The sequence below is a fragment of the Vulcanisaeta sp. JCM 14467 genome, from assembly GCF_001316245.1.
In the GTDB taxonomy this organism is placed as follows: Archaea; Thermoproteota; Thermoprotei; order Thermoproteales; family Thermocladiaceae; genus Vulcanisaeta.
In genome coordinates, this window is record NZ_BBDM01000001.1 from 58,719 (window position 1) to 75,934 (window position 17,216).

Genomic DNA, 17,216 nt, shown 5'->3' on the forward strand with positions numbered 1-17,216 from the left:
CCTTTGAAGGCAATGTCTTCTTCAATTCCTGAATACTTGAGACAGTCGGTTAAGGTTAAGGAGGTGGTTAATGGGGTTGAGGTTAATTCATTCAAGGTTCCTCCGCACAAGTTCTTCGTCAATGAGGAACTCACTTACTTAACCTTACCCCTGAATGTGGATGAGAAGGTCTTGGTGAATAAGATAAATGAGCTGAAGCTCGGTAGGAAGACGATTGAGAAATTATACGCAATAAGGCTTGATGTAGAGCCCTGGAAGTACAGTGAACTTGAGCTGCCGGACCTACTTAATAATGAGGTTGATGGGTCGTCGACAGAGGGGAGGAGTAATGTATTTTACTCAGCCTATATCCACATAAATGGTATTGAGAACTTCCTCAAGATTGTCGCGTTTAAGTACGTGAGTTATGTGGAGGTCGATATCATTAGGCTCGCAGGTTATAAGGGCGTGGTAAGGTACCTCATACACTTCTAAATCCTAATCCTGAAAATCCTCAGCCTGGGGATTTAAGTCGAGACCGAATGCCATGCCGAACCTCCTCTTCGTCTGTATCCTCAGTTTATTCACGGCGGCCATGGCATATTCAAGGAATTGGTCCTCACCGAAATTGGCATATTCATGAGCGAGCCAAAGCAGCTTATTGTAGTGTATGGGGTCCCTGTACATGTTTATGAGCAGGTTCAGGTGATCGCTGATGTCGATTTTGTCATAAAATAGTTTCCAGGGAACTCCCTGGTTAAACATTGGCCAGTCGTAGTATGGTATCTCCACTGCTATTGGGGTGTCGCTCTCGTGGAATTTAACGTACATCATTATTACCCTTGGGAAGTTCATCAACACTTTCCTAACCCTATTCAATTCCTCATCAACGTTTAGGATACCATAGTCATCAACAGTCCTTAATCCCTCGCTATCCTCAATCCTATCCTTAATGAATCTCAGGAGGTTGTCTATCTGCGTTAGTGACTTATGGTTGAGGTACGCGTCCATGGCGCCGACTAATAACTTCCTGGTCATACCAACCCTAACACCCCTCATCCTAGCCAATTCCTCCAGAAGCGTTACATCAGATATTGACTGACTGAGCACCATCCTAATGCCGAACCTTATCAAGTCCCTGTGAGCCCCATTATAGTTCTTAGCTAGTGATATCAACTTATTCCTATAATTCCTAATCCACACAATACTATACCAGTCAATACCCCTATTAAGTATGTCAAGCAACTCCTTACTAACATTTATGAACGGCGCATCACTGAGTATGATCTCCTTAAGGGCCTTAAACAATATGTAGTCCTTAAAAATCTTTAATTTAGAGTCCTTAGTCACAAAGATCACGTTCACACCTAAGTCTCTAGCCTTATCGATCACGTTGTATAGGCTTTCCAAGGCCCTTATCACCTCAGGTATGTAGTATAGGTCGAGGAACCCCTTCGTTAGGATCAATTCGTGGATCAATGCAGTAACCTTAGCGTATAAGCTACCATCAAGCAGCAGGAAGTTATACTTACCACTTTCTACGGCCCTTAATGCAACTTCGCTCTCTATGTACGATAATAATACCCACTTGATGGTCGGCGTGAACACAGGTACCCAGTTAACAATAACGTCTCTAACCGGTTGCTCACCAATATTATTGACGGCAATCGCCCTCGCAATAACTATAGCACTACCATCCCTAAGCTCAAGCTCCCTGACACCACCATCAACGGCAACAGCCTTAACACCGTTAAATTTATGAGGTGTAGAGGGTGGTCTCCAAAGATCCTTCGCATCACTTGCATCTATTATTTTACTTAATATACCATGCATCGTGTTGACCCTTCTCAATCTATGATCACTATTTAACTCCATTAAACGCTTATAGTAAATGTCATAAAATATGTCGGCCACTGAATCATTAATGAATCATCGTTATAATAGTTTTTGTTTACCCATATACTACTGGGTTCAGCGTTAGTTTTAGTGATGTTTAGGTAAACATTTATTAATAGGGCTTGTGTTTAATGCCCGGTAATGGGTTATGAATTTAAGATACGTAATAATCGCCGTGGTTATAGTAGTCGTGGTAATAATAGGCGTGGTCTTTGCGTGGCACTTGATTTATAAGCCATCCGGACCAAGCTTTAATGAATTATTTACATACACGAATACTAACACATACACAGCTAATTACAATTACTATATCTATTCAAACATAGCTGGGCAGGTAAGTACTGAGGATTACACCTTCACATACAGCCAGAGGGGGGTTGCGGATAGTACATAGTAGTCACCACAACCAGTGCTCCACAAATGAGCCTGTACATAGTGACCACGCAGTTAAGTAATGGAACCATGATTCAATGCATAGCTGAGCCACTATACGCTGGTTGTACACCCACGAACCAAACATTTAACCTAGTATACTTGGCGCTCCCCATAGTTAATTCATCATCATTCACATTAATCAGTACGCAGAAAATACTTGGCTATAACGCTACTGTTACATATCGAGGAACACCACAATGCTAGGTAATGTGATGCCAAGCGCTATCCAGGCAGGTCTCGGCTCAGTACCTGTAAATGTAACAAGCGAGGTCTGCATGACGCAGGATGGAGTACCACTTCTGATAAGGTTAAGCGTGTTTACGATATTGAGCATTAGTGGATACTCAGCACCCATAAACATAACCCAGTCATTACAGGCAATTAGTGTTCAAGATGGTGTTTACCTAAGTAGTAACGCAACGACATTGCTCAAGTCGCTAGGTATTAATGAGACAGGATGAAGAATTTATTGTGAATCGCTATTAATTTAAAAAGGGAATAATTGCTAATCACGATACCGTGAGCGCACCTAATATTGAAATATTCGTGCACCCAACATGCAGTACATGCCATACGTTAATTAGACTACTGAGACAGTGGGGCTACCTAGACAGGGTTAGGATAATTGACACGTCTAAGGACCCCTACACCGCAATGGAGAGAGGCGTTAGGTCTGTGCCGAGCATATTCATTAATGGCGAGTTAGTATTTGCTGGCGTCGTCGATTTTAAGAGACTTAAGGTCTTACTTGATGGTGAGTATTCAAGCAATAGGTTTGAGGGTGATCTGGATGAGCTTGAGGAGAGGTTCTTCAGGGGAGTCCTTGATAGTGTGGCGACTGCGCTGTGGCTTTATGTGAATGAGGATTGCGATGCCTTCCTCAGGGATAGGGAATTCACAATGGCGATAATGAACATAACCGTGTATAGTAATCGTGATGAGGCATATAATGAGTTACGTAAGTACTTGAGCGATGGTAATGCCTGTAGGGAGTTCATAAGGAGGAGAGAGGATAAGTTCCTGGCCGTGATAACGAAGAATTTCGCCAGAGAGATTTATTGGCTACATGGTAAGTTCCTCGGTTGGGACGAGGTTTCTAAACTATACAGTAGGGAGGTCATTGCCCATTGGATGATAGTACGCAGCGCCCTTGGTAGGGTTGGCCTTAGGGTGTACCCAATTAGTAATGAGAGGTTTAGGGAGAAGGTTGAGAGGGTTTATGAGTACATGAGCCACACCTTTGATGATTACATGAGGCAAGTGATTGAGGAGCAGACAAACATATTCAGCGACTCAGAGTACATAGAGGTTATTGATAACGCCATAAAAAGCATTAAGAATGCCCAATAATCTAACCTCATGAGTACATGGATAGGGTAGTAATACTCGATGGCTACACGGATGAGCCAGCTGGGCTTGGAGTACCACCGTACCTAGATGTTTATCCACGCTACGTGGCTGGTGCAGTATGGAGTGTCGATAGGTCCATAGACGTTAAGTACTTCACAATCGATCAGGCCAGGGCTAATTGGGCGGATTTCGTCAAAGTGACTAACGAGGCTAGATTACTTGTGGTCATAGCCGGCATTGTAACGCCCGGTAAGTACCTTGGTGGCGAGCCGATAAAGCTCGAGGAGATAGAGAAGGTCGCAAACGTAGTCACACAGCCAATTAAGATCCTTGGTGGCCCAGTGGCTAGGTTCGGCTATGGCTCCGCGGGGGGCACGGTGGCAATACCGAGGAGCAGATTCCAGAGGTATTATGACCTAGTGGTCACTGGCGATGTTGATCTGGTGGTTTATGAGTTGTTGAGAAATAACTACCAATCATCAAAGGTCTCGCCAGCTCTGGTACACATTGATTACTCATTGATTAACCAATTCGCGGTATTAGGTGCGGGCATAGTCACCCAGCACCCGAATTACGGTAAGAACTTAATAATTGAACTCGAGACGTACAAGTCCTGCCCAAGGTACATAACCAGCGGCTGCTCCTTCTGCGCCACCGTTAGATACGGCCCAGTTAAGTATAGGGATGCCAGGGCAATCATCGAGGAGGTCAGGGCTTTGTACAACCTCGGGGTTAGGCACTTCAGGCTTGGCAGACAAGCCGATTTCTACACGTATATGGCCCATGACACGGGCAAGCTAGAGTATCCAAGGCCAAACCCTGAGCTATAAAGAACCTACTCGCCGGTATAAGGAATGTGGCGCCGGAATTGGAGACCCTCCACATTGATAATGTAAATCCAGGCACTATCTACCACTGGCCCAGAGAGAGTATTGAAGTTACGAAGATACTTATGAAGTACCACACGCCGGGTGACGTGGCGGCCATGGGTGTTGAAACCGCAGACCCAAGGGTTGTTAAGTTGAACAACCTCAAGGTAATGCCTGACGAGGCGTACTTCGCGATTAGGACAATCAGTGAGTTAGGTAGGGCTAGGGGCTGGAATGGTATGCCGGAGTTGCTGCCGGGCATTAACTTCGTCATTGGGCTACCCGGCGAGACTAGGGAGACCTTTAGGTTGAACATTGAATTCCTCAAGAGATTACTCAATGATGATGTTTGGGTTAGGAGGGTCAATATTAGGCAGGTACTTGTACTACAACCAACGCCCCTATGGAGCCAGGCGGATGACATTAGGCAGTTACTTAGACCATAGGAAGTACTTCCTGGCCTTCAAGTACTGGGTCAGGAGGTACTTCGACCATGAGGTGCTGAGGAGGATCGTACCCAAAGGCACGGTGTTAAGGAAGGTATACACGGAGACTCATTACGGTAACGGCACGTACGCCAGGCAGGTAGGTTCATACCCACTACTCATCTACATACCCGCCAGGCTCGAGCTTGGTAGGTGGATTGACGTGGTCGTTTCTGAGCATGGCTTTAGGTCGGTGATTGGCGTGCCCTACCCAGTCAGCGTCAATGAGGCGCCAAAGCGATTACTCAAGTACGTACCAAGCATGAGCAGGGACGTGCTGAATAGGATAATTGCGTCAAGGCCGATAAGGAGTTATGAGCAGTTGAAGAGTATAATAGGTAGTAATCAGGAATTAAGTAGGTACCTGGTATTATAAATCCTTACTAAACCAACAGTTATACAGTTATAAAGGGTCTTATGCTAAATAAATTAAGGAATGCGTGAGGAGGCGGAGCAGTGTTCAAGGAGGCAATCAAGGAGCTCGAATTAGCACGGCACCTACTTGAAATAGGCTACCTAAATTATGCAGCATTTCACTCACATCAAGCTGTCGAGAAGGCATTGAGGGCGTTAGTAATAGCAAGGCTTAGAATGTTACCGCCAAAGACCCATAACCTACTGGAACTGGCTGAGAAATTGAGAAATGGTGGTATTGCGATTAATGACGTGCTTGATGACCTTAGGGATCTAAACCCGCACTACCTAGTTGCCCGTTACCCAGATGCTGCCAATGGCGTGCCCAGTGAGGTTTACTCAAGGAGGGAGGCCGAGCATTGTGTAGAGTCTGCATCTAGGGTGATTGAATGGGTGAGGAGGTTATTAATGAGTTAAGGAGGTACATTCAATGCCTAGTTGAGCATGGTCGTAGGATTAACTCAGTCGTACTTTTCGGCTCACGGGCAAGGGGTGACTGGTTAATTGATAGTGATGTTGATTTGCTGATCATAATCCCGAGGTCCGAAAGGGGCTTCCTTGAGCGGGTTCGTGATTTCACAATCTGTTGGAACTCGGAAATTGCCCTCGAGGTCTTCCCATATACTATTGATGAAGTTAGGAGGTTAATGAATAGGGGCTCCATTGCATTGTACGATGCGTTGGATTACGGCATAGTGATTTATGATGACGGTACCTTTGGGAAGTTGAGAGAAGTATTCAGGAAGGCTGTCAATGAAGGGGTGATTAGGAGGGTTAATGTTGGTGGACGATGCCGGAGAAACCCCTGTTATAACCGTTACAGTAATGAGAACGAATAATCGTATTAGACCTAGGGGACCTCAAACGTAATGCTTTCATAATTGCCAACCCTGAGGCCCTTCTTGACCATTAGTCTCAGTATGTTTCCATTACCCATTATTGATCCCTCACCGGCAAACTCATAATCAAGTATTTTGAAGCCAGGCGGGAATAGCCAAACAATCTCATAATCATACTCAGCCACCTCCTCCTCATAGTAATCCTCATACTTATTAACACCACGCTTAAGGTTGCCCTTGAAGTAAATGTAGAACTCTAGGTATGGCCTATCGAATGAGCCCTAAAGCCGAGGCTAATATCGACAACCCTAGCCCTGACGACCTCGCCGTTTATCTTTATGGTCTCCTCATCGAGAAAACCCTGCATGTTACTCATGACCGTCCTCAACTCGTTGAGCAGGGTCTCCCTACTCCTCATTAAACCCCTGTAGTAATGGTCCCTGTCCAGGTACTCGAAGATTAGGTCTTCCCAAACACCACCATCAATACCCATTATGAATATCCCCTCGGCATGTATCGGCACTGGCTCACTCATTATTAATGGGTTAGTGGCTTGGTTCAAAAGCATTAGACCGACTGAATAACCATAAGTTTATTAATGGGACTCGGTTATTATTACTGTGGATGAATTCATATACATAATTGGCTTGCTAGTCACGATAGTGGCTTACCTGGCAACATTTACGTATTGGCTGGGCAGGAGACTCGAGAGTATTGATTGGAGGTTTCAAGTTCTAGAGGAGAGATTGAGCAATAGAATTAAGGAAGTGGAGGCCAAGCTGGAGGGTAGGGTGAGTAATTTAGAGAATAGAATGAGTAACTTAGAAAGTAGGGTAGGTAGTTTGGAGAGTAGAATGAGTAGCCTAGAGAGCAGGATGAATGACTTGGAGAATAGAATGGATAAGTTGGAGAATAGGATGAATAATTTAGAGAACAGAATGAATAATCTGGAAAATAGAATGATTAACCTAGAGAATCGAATGAACAACCTGGAGAATAGGATGATAAACTTAGAGAATAGGATGAATAGCCTGGAGAATAGAATGATCGAATTAGGGGATGGCCTTAAGTCGGCGGTTGTTAACATTAATACGTTGTTGATAGAGTACATGGGCCTTAAGGGCCTCTTCACGCAGGATGAGGTTAGGGTTTTAAGTAATGAGGTTAGTAGGGTTATTAGCATGGTTAGGGCTAACCCAATTAGTAAGGAGGAGCTTGACTTCATTAAATCCGTGTTCTCCAAGGACCCCGAGCAAATGAGTATTGAGGAGTTAGAGAGGGTTATTGAGATTGCCAAGCGCTGGTGGTGGCAGGATAACTCGGAAATAGCCTTCAAGGTCTTCCAAGTGGCCAGCATCATAAGGCCTATAAGCTGTATGGGAAGAAGAAACAACAGCAGTGATGAGACCACTCAGCCAAGTGTTTATGGGCATTAGGCAATGTGTAGTGACTCTATGTAGTTGGTTACCCCAGTTAGTATCATCCCTATGGCGAGGGCCGCAATTATCAAGCTCATGAACCTACCAAGGACCTTAAGCGTGTTACTACCAAGCTTCCTAAGTAGTGGTTGGGAGAACCTAATCACAACGTATGTAAATGCCGAGCTTAATAACGCGGCTATTAACACCTCGTAGATTGGGTATAGCGCCGAGAATAGTATTAACTCGGTAATGGTCCCTGGACCCACGAGTAACGGCGTAACTATAGGCACGAGGACAAACTCCTCAGGCTCCTTAACAGTACCAACAGCCCTGGGACCACCGGCCATGAGCGTCTCCATGGCCACACCCATCAGCAGCACTCCACCCGCTATCCTGAAGGCATCGAGGTTAACGCCAAAGGCCTGCAGTATGTACCTACCACCTACAGCGAATATTACCATTAGCAGCGGCACGCTAATACCGACCAGCCTATAAACCCTCCTCAACTGCTCCTGCTCCATGTTGATTATGTAGATGGAGAGTGTTGGTATTGCACCTATTGGGTTGAGAATGGCTATCAACTGCCCAGTCATGCTGAGAATATTCACTAGGCTCCAGGCACGGCAAATAAAACGCCTATTAGCTTAAAATCTTTCACTAACTCCCTGAGTATTATCATCACTATGCTCAGTGGGGGGCAAGGGGCTCACCGATCGCCAATACAAATTTAATGCGTAAAAACCTACTTATAGTCCTTGCGGCATTTAGTAATTAGTGATGATGAATTGGGAACTGAGCAGTGACGATGGGTATCCTATCTGATTCGGGAATCGACTAATCAGTAAGGATGGTGTTCTTCATTTTGATCGAGCCGGTCCGTACTCATCACTTTAAGGTCCTCACTTCTCGCCGTACTTACTCCTTAAAATCTTTGCTGCCTCAACCATTGCACGTACCTTGGCGAAGGCTATCCTCCTCTCGAACTTCCTATACATGCCAGGTGCGAAGCCGCAGTCTGGGTTAAGCCACACCCTTTTAGGATCAAGAACCTTAAGAACCCTCTCAACCCTCTGCACAACGGTTTGCGGATCCTCAACCTGCGGATTCCTGACGTCAATCACGCCGAGGCCGAGCTCCTTATCGCTCGGTAAGTCCTTGGCGAATACTGCTGGGTCACCACTGCCTGGGCTTGCGTACTCAAGGACGTACTGCCTAACCTTTATGTCATAAACCTCAGGTGCCAACCTCTCGAAACCAATGCCGTAGAGTGGCGAGTCTGGGTTTGGCCACCTATCCATGTGCATCCCAATCCTGACCCCGTCAATCCCCTTTATTGTCTCGTTTATTAGGTCCCTGGCTAGGTAGAGCTCGTTCTTGAAGCCCCTGTACTTCTGCCCATGTATTGCCTCAATGACCTTCCTATACCTATCTGGCTCATTCTCCTTAGCCTCCACTAAATCGCCAAGCATTGGTTCATCAAGTTGTATGAAGTCCACACCCGCATCCCTAAGCCTAATTATTTCCTGCCTAAGCACCTTTATGTAGTCCTGGGCAAGGTCCTCGGGCTGTGGGTACACCTGCTTTGAGTACTTAGCGTCCCAGGTCTCCCACATGATTAGGTATGGGCTTGGTAGCGTGACCTTAACCCTCCTATCCGTGACTGACCTGGTGAACTTGAATTCATCAAGGGCTATTACGGAGTCCCTAATCTGCTCAACGGCCACAGCCCTCCAGTAGGTTAACTGGGCCTTGTATTGCTTCATTATTTCTATTGCCCTTGGGTTTATATCAGTCACGTAGATAAGCTTAAACCCAGGTATCTTCTGGCCGACAAAGGCCACGAAGCTAGTCCTCCTCTGCTCACCGTCAGTAATGACGTCTAAGCCTGCGAGCTCCTCCTCCTTGACGGTTAGTTTTACGGCATCGTCAAGGTACTCATCAAGCTCCTCCCTACTTATCTCACCCTTATTGTACCTATCAAAGGCCTCGACAAGCCACTTTGGCCTTGGGAAGCTACCAACCACGGATGTTGTGAAGGTTAGCTCCTGCATTACCATAATGCGGATTACTTAGTTTATAAAGTATTACGCCAGAACCTATGGGACCGCTCTAATTATTTTAGGAACCTATATTACTATTGAAAAAGTAATACCTACGGCGCAGGCCCAATACCAGCAACCTTTGGGTATGGCCTAGCCTCCCAAACAGCCCTCAACCCGCACACATACCTCGTAAGTCTCTCCACGCCTATGCCAAAGCCCGCAGTCTTAAGTGGGTAGAACTCCTTAAGCATCTCGAGGTACCACCTATACTTATTCGGGTCCTCACCACCCTCCCTCATCCTAGCAATGACCTTGACCGGCTCGTACTCACGCTCAGCACCACTAATCGCCTCACCAAAGCCCTCTGGGTATAACATGTCAAAGTCCCTTAGTATGCCCGGCCTTTGCGGATCCTCTCTATCATAGAATCCCCTGGCGCCCTTTGGGTAGTCAATTATGAAGAGTGGATTCTCGTGATAGGCCGATAAGAGCTTCTCGCACTCCCACCTAATCTCCGTGTTCGGTGGATTCTTACAGCCAAGCTCATTAACGAGCTCCACAGCCTCCCTATGCGTGTACCTCCTAAAGGGCTTCCTGATATCCGGTAACTGTCTATTGAGCTTCGTCTCAAGTTCCTTACCGTAGTTATCCTTAACCCTCTTGATCACGTATATTATCATGTCCTCCGCCAAATTCATCACGTCATCGTACGTTGCTCCGTAAACCTCAAGATCGAGTTGATAAAACTCCACGAGGTGCCTACCGGTGAAGACGCTGTCATTTGGTTCGAACCTAATGTTGGGGCTTAGGAAGTATATCTTGCCGAGTGACGCTGCCATGTACTGCTTATAGAGTATGGCACTTGACATGACCTTGTACTCCATGCCGTAGAAGTCCACCGTAGCCTGCTTAGCACCCCTAATCCCTGGATCAGTCACAGGCCCGATTATTGGCGCTAGAACCTCGGCAAAGCCCCTCGAGTTAAGGAAGTCCCTAAGGGCATCTATTATTTCGGCCTGGACCTTAAAGACAAGCTTATACTTTTCCTCCCTAGCCCACCTCCATGAGTGCGCAAGCCACTCCCTGAGAAACTCAAGATACTTACCCTGGTCGCTAACCATCTTCTCAAACTCTAGAACTGCAGGGTGGAAGTAGGGCTCCTTCCTCTCAGGCCACTTATCCATACGTTAGTTTCAGGGTTAATTGCCCTTTTAAATATGCCTTAAAAAAATAACAACAAAGTTCGTGATAATAATAACGTATTACTTATTATTAATCATGAAATCAATGTCTAACTTATCCTTGATTATTGAAGAGAATTTGTCAATTTGCTTAATCAATAAATCAATGCTCGAAAGACTGGATGAAGCACGCTTGGGCAGTCCAGCGACTTCCCTAGCCAGGTTTAGCACGAAATTCCTAAAGTTAGGATCACCCAATGAATCGTGCAATGTAATCCCAATTACCAAGTCCCTCTCCCTAAACACCCCATCCACCTGCTCCACAGGCCTCCCATTCCTCTCCCTAATCACCACCAGCGGCTCATCACCCACGTACTGCGGAACACCCCTATGTATCTCATAACCCCTAACCTCAACACCCTCCAACCCACCCCTCAACCCAATAGCCCTTGATAGCGATACGACCTTATCAACGCCATAGACCGTGTTAACATCAATAAGGCCAAGCCCATCGTAACTACCTGGTGCGCCAGCCTCGATACCGTATGGGTCACTCAATACCCTACCCATGGCCTGGAAGCCACCGCATATGCCTAAAATAACGGCTGAACCCTTAATCCTCATTAACGCCTTATCCAAGCTAACCCTCCTCATCCACTCGAGGCTTGCAACTACATTCTTAGAACCAGGCAATATAACGAGGTGAGGCTCACCAAGCTCCCTCGGGCTCTTAACTATCCTTACTGTGACGTCATCCTCAAGTATTAGTGGGTATATATCGTTAAAATTGGAGATATATGGGTAGGCAATTAACGCTATGTCCAGTGGTCCATTACCAATCGGCCTAAGGTCCATGGAATCCTCGGGCCATAGCCATAGATCATCAACATAGGGTAAAACCCCAAGGACAGGCTTACCCGTCTTCTCCTCAAGCCACTTTATAGCAGCGTTAAGTAGTCTCTCATCACCTCTAAACTTATTGATTATGAAGCCCTTAACCAATTTTCTCCACCTTGGTGGTAATGACTGCATTAGGCCAAGACCCTGGATGAATGAGCCGCCTCTATCTATGTCAAGGATCACGAAGACGTTGGCATTAAGCCACTCGGCGGACCTAAAATTGGCCAGGTCCTTACTGGCGAGGTTTGGTTCATAGGCGGATCCCGCACCCTCACCAACTACTATATCGTATTCCTCAGTTAATTTACGTATACTGGTTTTAACGGCATTAACTGCGAGACGACGAATGGAATTATTGCTAAGGTATTCGTTGAAGGATAGCTGGGCCCTGGGTTTACCGAGTATTACGTACTCGGCCTTATCATTCGTCATGGGCTTTATCAGGATTGGGTTATGATAAATACTGGGCAGTATACCTGCTGCGTAGGCCTGCATTGCCTGGGCCAGGGCTATCTCACCGCCCTCAATAGATGGGTAACTGTTGAGGGACATGTTCTGCGCCTTAAATGGTGCTGCGTTAAAGCCCCTGGTGCTGAGGATCCTTAGTAATGCGCCGGTTATAGCGGTCTTTCCTGAATCGCTCATTGTTGATGCCATGAATACATTCATTAAAGGCGCCATGGATGATTAGGCAATAAACCTTACCTTACCTAAGGAAGAAAATTTAAGTACTTTAGCACAAACAATTATTAAGTGATAATCGCATGACCGAGTGGACGACTATGAGGAATTATAGGTTGTGGGTTGGCATGGCTCTAATGGCGTTATCCATATATCTAATCATTAAGCTCTACGACAACCTATTCCTAAGCCTTAGGGTGCCTATAGTCGCCGTTGAACCTGACGGCGTGCTGAGGATCATTGGGTCGATACCATTTACAAGCCCTGTCCTTGCATATGACATCATACTCAGCATGATATTAACGGCTGTTTTATCATCCCTAGCATCAATACTCATTTACTCCTCAATAATGAGCAGTAGTAAGTATAATAATGTGCATAATTCCTATCAGGGTAATTTAATCGTGAATACCGTCAATGATCATGACAATGGCGTTAATGCCATAAGTACTATCGCACTCTCAAACCTAGAGAGGAGAGCGTTGCAGGTAATACGTAAGAGGGGTGGCATGATGACACAGGCGGAGCTAGGGCGTGAGTTGGGGCTTAGTAAGTACCAGGTTTCCAGGCTTGTGAAGAGACTTGAGGCTAAGGGGGTTATTGAGAGAAGGAGGGCTGGCGTTACTAATGTCTTGATTTTACGTAACGGTTTTAACACCCTGGACAAGCTCGGTAAGAATAAGGACTAGGTTATCCCTATTGCTTTGGGCGTTAATCAATGTCTCGAGACCCTTCTTAGTCAGGTAAACCCCTGAGTATGGCTCCCACCTAACTAAGCCCAGGTTCTTAAGCTCATTTAAGTAGCGTATCAACCTATCATAGGGCACGCCAACCATCATTGCAAGCCTACTCAACCTATCGCAACTACCCATTTTATCCAGGGACAACATTATATCGGCGTAAATCTCAACCCTGGTCCTCGGCTTCTTCCTGTACATCAAGGGGTATAGTCTCTGCAACAGTCTTTAACCATATCGTAAAGGCGCACAGGCAACTAAACGGCAACCTTATCGCAACACTCTGGAAAAATGCCGCAAAAGTGATTGTGATTTTGAGTTGATTTTTGATTAATTAGGCGTTTTTACGAGTGCTTCCTAACCGATGCGTGTATGACCGGCACTACTATGCACTTACCATTGCCGGTAACGACCACGTTATTTACCGCGCCGAAGTCCACATTTACGTCGTAACTCGTGCCATTAACAACAATGGGATTTGGCCCAAGGGGTACCTCAAACTTACCACTTGGTAACGTGCAATTATAGGTTTGCCCATTAACAATTGCTTGAACGCTGGTGACGTATAGGCGTATTATGTTGTATGTGCCATTAGTTAGCGAGCATTGAGCAGCAAGTTGACTGGTATTGACAAGCTGAGCCAGGTCAAAGGTTGTTTGGGTTAGGCTGCAGGTTACCCAGGTATTGTTACCGCCGCCCTCCCTGTGGAGGGCTATTTTACTTATCGTTACGTATAGGTGATCAACCTTCACAGGCTTATCGCTTAAGTAAACATATACCTGGCTTGTTGGTGCGCTAGTCATGCTTATGCCGCCTATGCCATGCCCACTAAGCATTAGGTAGGCAACCACTCCTATTATTACCACTATAACCAGTACTAGGCCTATGACCCAACCCCTCACCTAGATCACCGATGTTTGCGATTTCATGATTTAATAAAAGGTATATTGAGGAAACGGCCGTGAAATGCCCGTGGAAGGCTTCGTCCATTACTTTTAAACCACTTGAAACTAAGTGAGTATACCCTTAATGAGCGAGAAAGCCACTTGGCTAAAGAGGGATCTAAGCACACCGGAGTTACTGGCTCTTGGTTATTCAGACGTATCATCAACCTACTACTTCACACTAGGCATTGTTGCCCTCAACTCAGGACCTTTGTTACCAGTAACTATGCTCCTGGGGTCTTTATCGTTATGGCTAGTTGGGCTGGCATATGCAGAGTTTGGTAGTGCGATACCCAGGACAGGCGGTGCTTATTACTACATTAGGCGGGAGCTTGGTAATACCCTGGGCTTCATCGCAGGTTGGTTGTTAAGCTTTGACCAAATATTGATGATAGCCTACGGCGCGCTGGGCACTGTTAATTACCTCAGCGTAGTATTTCCCCCTGCCTCACGATGGCCCATGAACTCCGTATTATCGGTATTAATCATAGTGATTGTAATGATCATAAACATACTCGGCATAAAGGCTCCGCGCGATTTAACCTATCCCTACTAATGATTGACCTGCTTGGGATAATGACACTATTAGTGCTTGGTTGCTACGTAGTAATTAGCCACGGAGCCATTATGCCCAGGCTATCATTTAATCCCAACTATTTAACCCGTGGATTGGCATATTCATTAAGGGGTTATACGGGCATTGACGTAATAGCGCAATCAACGGGGGAGACCATGGCGCCCTTCATATCCGTTCCAAGGGCCATAATCAGTGTTTCCGCATTATCAACCGTGGTCGCATTGTTACTGTCATTATTGATGATATTGTCTGGGGCGTTAACGATAGTATCCAATAATGTTGGAGATCCCATAGGCGCTTTGGCGAAATACTTACTTCACAACAACATGTATGTATCCGCTATATCTCAGTATCAATAGCAATAGTATTACTCATATCGGTTAATGCAGGTATTGTTGATTTTTCAAGGAGCATCTACGTAATGGGTGAGGATGGGTTACTACCGAGTAGGTTGAGTAGCATTCATGGTAGGTATAGGACGCCGTATCTTGCGATAATAACCTCATCATTAATAGCGATGCTATTCGTAATACCAGGCAGTGTTGAGCTTATTGCGGATTCCTACGCAATAGCGTCAACAATTGTGTACCTAATGACCATGATTGCACTAATAATGTTTAGAAATAAGGAACCATACCTAATGCGTTACTTCAAGACACGGAGCATCACCATAAGGCGGGTGGAAGTGCCCATTGTGTCGATCATTGGCATTATTGTGTACGCGTTCTCCATAATCCTCATAGCCCTGTTTAAGTCAATATATGTATTAGTGGTGCTGTCATGGTTATTGATAGGCATCCTACTGTACCTACTCAGTAAATCTTCTCGACACACTTAACAACAGAGTCCGAGGCGCCAACAATGAGCAATTTATCGCCAGCCTCGATTTTGAGCCCCTCATGGCTGATTATCACGTCATCACCCCTTATGACCAGTGGTATCGCCACACTGCACCTCCTCGCCACATCCATAACCTCCTGATTTATGTATGGCGACTCAGAACTAATCACTACATAGTACGCCTGCACCTTATCGTCGGAATAAAGCATTTGCTTAAATGGAAGCCTTAGGTAATGTGCTATCTTTGATAGAACCGCATCCACAATCGGTATTGCATAGACGCCCAACTCGATTAATGAGTCCAGGTACCTCTCCTTATCGCTGACCAGCGATATTATCGTGGGCACGCCTCTGGACTTCGCTATTCTAGCCACATTAAGATTCGTTTCATCATCCATGAAGAGCATCACAACCTCACTCTCGTCAATACCTGCTTTTTTCAGAAGGGCTTCATCCCTTGGGTCACCCACATAGACATAGGCAGGTACGCCCTTGCTAAGCCCTGCTTCATCCTCGTTCCTCGCAATTATCTTAACGTCATAACCATTACTAACTAATAACCTGGCAACCATCACACTAATATCATTCACTCCAACAAGCAATGCCTTACGCACATGCAGTAGACAATGCCGTGTTTAAAAACCAGTTCACCTAAGGTCAACCTGCCTACCATAACCCTCAAGGAACCTCCTCAAATCCTCCTCTCTGGGCAGGTTCTCCTCATCACCCCTAACCATAACCACCATAGCCGCAGCCGCGGAAGCCCTCCTCATCGCACTCTCCACGTCGTAGCCCCTGAGTATTGACGCCAGGAATACGCCGGCATAAGCATCACCAGCGCCTATCGGATCCTTAACAGGGACCCTAAAGGCATCCACCTTGGCAACCCTACCTTCCCAATACGCCACCGAGCCCCTCAAGCCGAGCTTAAGCACGGCCTTATTAACCCCAAACCTCGAACGCAACTCCCTAAATACATCATCGATCGCAGATACGCCAAGTAGTAGGTTAGCCTCATCCTCATCAAGGAATACTATATCGACGAGACTAAGAGCCCTAGTTAAGGCATTGACCGCATCCTCAACGTTGGTCCATAACTTCCTCCTGAAATTAACATCAAATGACGTGGCAACGCCCCTACTCCGTGCAATCTCCAAGCCCCTAAGTGCGGCTGACCTAGCAGTATCGCTAATGGCCATGGTTATACCGTGGTGTGGAAAACCCTGGCACTACCCACGTAGTCTGAGTCAACGTCATCGGAACTCAGGGCTGAGGCTGCTGAGCCCTTCCTGTAATATAACACATCGCTAACGCCCGATATTGGGTAGTTCCTCTGCACGAAGTAAATACCCGTGGGCCTATCAGGATCAAACCTTATGTGGCTAACATCGACACCCTCACCCCTAAGCCAGTTATATATGAATAAGCCAAACTCATCAGCCCCAAGCCTCGTTATCAACCCACAACTAACCCCAAGCCTAACCAAGGCAACGCACACATTAGCCTCACTACCTGTGGCATGCTTCTCGAAGTAAGTAACATGCCGGAGAGGTCCGTCAGTAACAGCATTGAACTGAACAAGGGGCTCACCCAACGCCACAACCTCAGGCATTGAGAATAAGGTAA

The 17,216-nt window shown here is 46.1% G+C and carries 24 protein-coding genes and 1 pseudogene; 13 read left to right on the forward strand and 12 right to left on the reverse strand.

The features are described from left to right. Positions 1-12: 12 nt before the first annotated feature. Positions 13-474, forward strand: coding sequence for a hypothetical protein (locus tag JCM14467_RS00330; protein ID WP_054848716.1), 462 nt, complete (start codon positions 13-15; stop codon positions 472-474). Between the two features lie 3 nt (positions 475-477). On the opposite strand, the gene JCM14467_RS00335 is transcribed toward JCM14467_RS00330, so the two are convergent. Continuing rightward, the gene (locus JCM14467_RS00335) at positions 478-1,893 is read right to left on the reverse strand and encodes a DNA double-strand break repair nuclease NurA (protein WP_054848717.1); all 1,416 of its coding nucleotides are present in this window, start codon (positions 1,891-1,893) and stop codon (positions 478-480) included. Positions 1,894-2,050: 157 nt separating this feature from the next. Here JCM14467_RS00335 and JCM14467_RS14415 point away from each other — a divergent pair, with 157 nt between their 5' ends. From JCM14467_RS14415 to JCM14467_RS00360, 7 genes and pseudogenes are all read left to right on the forward strand, one after another. After that, on the forward strand, positions 2,051-2,269 hold the full coding sequence (locus JCM14467_RS14415; RefSeq protein ID WP_252900224.1) for a hypothetical protein: 219 nt from the start codon (positions 2,051-2,053) through the stop codon (positions 2,267-2,269). Between the two features lie 26 nt (positions 2,270-2,295). Continuing rightward, positions 2,296-2,514 carry a hypothetical protein gene (locus tag JCM14467_RS14420; RefSeq protein WP_252900225.1) on the forward strand — a complete coding sequence of 73 codons (219 nt, stop codon included), beginning with the start codon at positions 2,296-2,298 and terminating at the stop codon, positions 2,512-2,514. Continuing rightward, positions 2,508-2,771: a hypothetical protein gene (locus JCM14467_RS14425; protein WP_252900226.1), complete on the forward strand. Its 264-nt coding sequence runs from the start codon at positions 2,508-2,510 to the stop codon at positions 2,769-2,771. Before JCM14467_RS14420 ends, JCM14467_RS14425 begins: the two co-directional genes overlap by 7 nt. Positions 2,772-2,829: 58 nt before the next feature. Continuing rightward, on the forward strand, positions 2,830-3,660 hold the full coding sequence (locus tag JCM14467_RS00345) for a thioredoxin family protein (RefSeq protein ID WP_252900227.1): 831 nt from the start codon (positions 2,830-2,832) through the stop codon (positions 3,658-3,660). Positions 3,661-3,677: 17 nt separating this feature from the next. Further along, positions 3,678-5,390: pseudogene (locus JCM14467_RS00350) on the forward strand (radical SAM protein). Positions 5,391-5,470: 80 nt separating this feature from the next. Then, positions 5,471-5,845 (forward strand): HEPN domain-containing protein, encoded by a 375-nt coding sequence (locus JCM14467_RS00355; protein ID WP_252900228.1) that lies wholly within the window; start codon positions 5,471-5,473, stop codon positions 5,843-5,845. After that, positions 5,818-6,267 carry a nucleotidyltransferase domain-containing protein gene (locus JCM14467_RS00360; RefSeq protein ID WP_054848719.1) on the forward strand — a complete coding sequence of 150 codons (450 nt, stop codon included), beginning with the start codon at positions 5,818-5,820 and terminating at the stop codon, positions 6,265-6,267. The genes JCM14467_RS00355 and JCM14467_RS00360 overlap by 28 nt, the downstream gene beginning before the upstream one ends. Positions 6,268-6,278: 11 nt before the next feature. On the opposite strand, the gene JCM14467_RS14430 is transcribed toward JCM14467_RS00360, so the two are convergent. Beyond that, positions 6,279-6,452 carry a hypothetical protein gene (locus JCM14467_RS14430; RefSeq protein ID WP_252900229.1) on the reverse strand — a complete coding sequence of 58 codons (174 nt, stop codon included), beginning with the start codon at positions 6,450-6,452 and terminating at the stop codon, positions 6,279-6,281. Between the two features lie 71 nt (positions 6,453-6,523). Beyond that, on the reverse strand, positions 6,524-6,802 hold the full coding sequence (locus JCM14467_RS14435; protein ID WP_252900230.1) for a hypothetical protein: 279 nt from the start codon (positions 6,800-6,802) through the stop codon (positions 6,524-6,526). Positions 6,803-6,887: 85 nt separating this feature from the next. On the opposite strand from JCM14467_RS14435, the gene JCM14467_RS00370 reads away from it, so the two are divergent. Then, positions 6,888-7,703 carry a hypothetical protein gene (locus tag JCM14467_RS00370; protein ID WP_054848720.1) on the forward strand — a complete coding sequence of 272 codons (816 nt, stop codon included), beginning with the start codon at positions 6,888-6,890 and terminating at the stop codon, positions 7,701-7,703. Here JCM14467_RS00370 and JCM14467_RS00375 read toward each other — a convergent pair. The 4 genes from JCM14467_RS00375 to JCM14467_RS00390 form a co-directional block, all read right to left on the reverse strand. Then, entirely contained in the window at positions 7,700-8,296 is a 597-nt protein-coding gene (locus JCM14467_RS00375) for a MarC family protein (RefSeq protein ID WP_252900231.1), read from the reverse strand. The two genes, JCM14467_RS00370 and JCM14467_RS00375, sit on opposite strands and share 4 nt — an antisense overlap. Before the next feature lie 291 nt (positions 8,297-8,587). Continuing rightward, positions 8,588-9,739, reverse strand: coding sequence for a cobalamin-independent methionine synthase II family protein (locus tag JCM14467_RS00380; RefSeq protein WP_054848722.1), 1,152 nt, complete (start codon positions 9,737-9,739; stop codon positions 8,588-8,590). 101 nt (positions 9,740-9,840) lie between these two features. Continuing rightward, complete coding sequence (locus JCM14467_RS00385; protein ID WP_054848723.1) at positions 9,841-10,914, reverse strand: asparagine synthetase A; 1,074 nt, start codon at positions 10,912-10,914, stop codon at positions 9,841-9,843. Between the two features lie 78 nt (positions 10,915-10,992). Continuing rightward, positions 10,993-12,480 carry a cobyric acid synthase gene (locus tag JCM14467_RS00390; protein ID WP_054848724.1) on the reverse strand — a complete coding sequence of 496 codons (1,488 nt, stop codon included), beginning with the start codon at positions 12,478-12,480 and terminating at the stop codon, positions 10,993-10,995. Between the two features lie 95 nt (positions 12,481-12,575). Here JCM14467_RS00390 and JCM14467_RS00395 point away from each other — a divergent pair, with 95 nt between their 5' ends. Then, entirely contained in the window at positions 12,576-13,181 is a 606-nt protein-coding gene (locus JCM14467_RS00395; protein WP_252900232.1) for a helix-turn-helix transcriptional regulator, read from the forward strand. On the opposite strand, the gene JCM14467_RS00400 is transcribed toward JCM14467_RS00395, so the two are convergent. Together JCM14467_RS00400 and JCM14467_RS00405 are read right to left on the reverse strand one after the other, a co-directional pair. After that, positions 13,131-13,430, reverse strand: a complete 300-nt coding sequence (locus JCM14467_RS00400; protein WP_054848726.1) for a winged helix-turn-helix domain-containing protein — start codon at positions 13,428-13,430, stop codon at positions 13,131-13,133. The two genes, JCM14467_RS00395 and JCM14467_RS00400, sit on opposite strands and share 51 nt — an antisense overlap. Positions 13,431-13,573: 143 nt before the next feature. After that, positions 13,574-14,131, reverse strand: coding sequence for a DUF4382 domain-containing protein (locus tag JCM14467_RS00405; RefSeq protein WP_054848727.1), 558 nt, complete (start codon positions 14,129-14,131; stop codon positions 13,574-13,576). A 127-nt stretch (positions 14,132-14,258) separates the two neighbouring features. On the opposite strand from JCM14467_RS00405, the gene JCM14467_RS14440 reads away from it, so the two are divergent. The 3 genes from JCM14467_RS14440 to JCM14467_RS14450 are packed head-to-tail and all read left to right on the forward strand — an operon-like array spanning position 14,259 to position 15,588. Then, entirely contained in the window at positions 14,259-14,729 is a 471-nt protein-coding gene (locus tag JCM14467_RS14440) for an APC family permease (RefSeq protein WP_252900233.1), read from the forward strand. A 20-nt stretch (positions 14,730-14,749) separates the two neighbouring features. After that, the gene (locus JCM14467_RS14445; RefSeq protein ID WP_252900234.1) at positions 14,750-15,109 is read left to right on the forward strand and encodes a hypothetical protein; all 360 of its coding nucleotides are present in this window, start codon (positions 14,750-14,752) and stop codon (positions 15,107-15,109) included. 14 nt (positions 15,110-15,123) lie between these two features. Continuing rightward, positions 15,124-15,588 carry an amino acid permease gene (locus JCM14467_RS14450; protein WP_252900408.1) on the forward strand — a complete coding sequence of 155 codons (465 nt, stop codon included), beginning with the start codon at positions 15,124-15,126 and terminating at the stop codon, positions 15,586-15,588. Here JCM14467_RS14450 and JCM14467_RS00415 read toward each other — a convergent pair. From JCM14467_RS00415 to JCM14467_RS14460, 3 genes are read right to left on the reverse strand one after another with little or no spacing between them, the layout of a single operon-like run. Further along, positions 15,563-16,192, reverse strand: a complete 630-nt coding sequence (locus tag JCM14467_RS00415; RefSeq protein ID WP_252900235.1) for a potassium channel family protein — start codon at positions 16,190-16,192, stop codon at positions 15,563-15,565. The two genes, JCM14467_RS14450 and JCM14467_RS00415, sit on opposite strands and share 26 nt — an antisense overlap. Before the next feature lie 45 nt (positions 16,193-16,237). Next, positions 16,238-16,789 (reverse strand): PfkB family carbohydrate kinase, encoded by a 552-nt coding sequence (locus tag JCM14467_RS14455; RefSeq protein ID WP_252900236.1) that lies wholly within the window; start codon positions 16,787-16,789, stop codon positions 16,238-16,240. 2 nt (positions 16,790-16,791) lie between these two features. After that, a complete protein-coding gene (locus JCM14467_RS14460; protein WP_252900237.1) occupies positions 16,792-17,202 on the reverse strand; it encodes a PfkB family carbohydrate kinase in 411 nt (136 codons plus the stop codon). Positions 17,203-17,216: the final 14 nt, after the last annotated feature.